Raw genomic sequence first — 1,418 nt, 5'->3', positions numbered from 1 at the left:
GAAGCGAGCCTACGCGAAATTCACGAAGCGTTGCAGCAGACATATTGCCGCACCATCGGCGCTGAATTTACGCACATCGTCGATTCCGAGCAGCGCCATTGGTTCCAGCAGCGTCTGGAAGGCGTGCGTGGCCGTCCGGTGTATTCGGCCGATATCAAGAGCCACCTGCTCGAGCGCGTCACCGCAGGCGAAGGCCTGGAAAAATACCTGGGTACCAAATACCCGGGCACCAAGCGTTTCGGCCTGGAAGGCGGCGAGAGCCTGATTCCGATGCTTGACGAGCTGATCCAGCGCTCCGGTTCCTACGGCACCAAGGAAATCGTTATCGGCATGGCCCACCGTGGCCGTCTGAACGTGCTGGTCAACACCTTCGGCAAGAACCCGCGTGAGCTGTTCGACGAGTTCGAAGGCAAGAAAAAGGTCGAGCTGGGTTCCGGTGACGTTAAATACCACCAGGGCTTCTCGTCCAACGTCATGACCGCAGGCGGTGAAGTTCACCTGGCCATGGCCTTCAACCCTTCCCACCTGGAAATCGTTTCGCCAGTGGTCGAGGGTTCGGTCCGTGCCCGTCAGGATCGTCGTAACGACCCTACCGGTGAAAAGGTTCTGCCGATTTCCATCCACGGTGACGCGGCATTCGCCGGTCAAGGTGTGGTCATGGAAACCTTCCAGATGTCGCAGACCCGCGGCTTCCGGACCGGCGGTACCGTTCACATCGTGATCAACAACCAGGTTGGCTTCACTATCAGCAACCCGGAAGACTCGCGCTCCACCGAGTACGCCACCGACGTTGCGAAAATGATCCAGGCGCCGATCCTCCATGTGAATGGTGATGATCCGGAAGCCGTATTGTTCGTAACCCAACTGGCCATCGACTACCGCATGCAGTTCAAGCGTGACGTCGTGATCGACCTGGTCTGCTACCGTCGTCGCGGCCACAACGAGGCCGACGAGCCAAGCGGCACCCAGCCTCTGATGTATCAGCAGATCACCAAGCAGCGCACCACTCGTGAGCTGTATGCCGATCGTCTGACCCAGAGCGGTGTGCTTGACGTTGCACGTGTTCAGGCGAAAGTCGACGAATACCGCAACGCGCTGGACAACGGTCTGCACGTAGTGAAAAGCCTGGTCAAGGAGCCGAACAAAGAGCTGTTCGTCGACTGGCGTCCGTACCTGGGCCACGCCTGGACTGCGCGTCACGACACCACGTTCGATCTCAAGACCCTGCAAGAGCTGTCCGCCAAGCTGCTGGAAATCCCGGAAGGTTTCGTGGTTCAGCGTCAGGTCGCGAAGATCTACGAAGACCGTCAGAAAATGCAAGCCGGCGGCCTGCCGATCAACTGGGGTTACGCCGAAACCATGGCGTACGCGACCCTGGCGTTCGAAGGTCACCCGATTCGCATGACCGGCCAGGACAT

At 59.2% G+C, this 1,418-nt stretch carries 1 pseudogene (cut by a window edge); it reads left to right on the top strand.

What is annotated here, in order from left to right:
* Window positions 1-1,418: pseudogene (locus ACIPIN_RS28680) on the top strand (2-oxoglutarate dehydrogenase E1 component); its annotated part runs 939 nt beyond the window's last position; the annotation flags it as partial.

Origin of the sequence: Pseudomonas sp. NPDC087697, from assembly GCF_044743155.1 — a bacterium.
Lineage (GTDB): Bacteria > Pseudomonadota > Gammaproteobacteria > Pseudomonadales > Pseudomonadaceae > Aquipseudomonas.
This window is presented reverse-complemented; position numbering and strand designations above follow the sequence as displayed.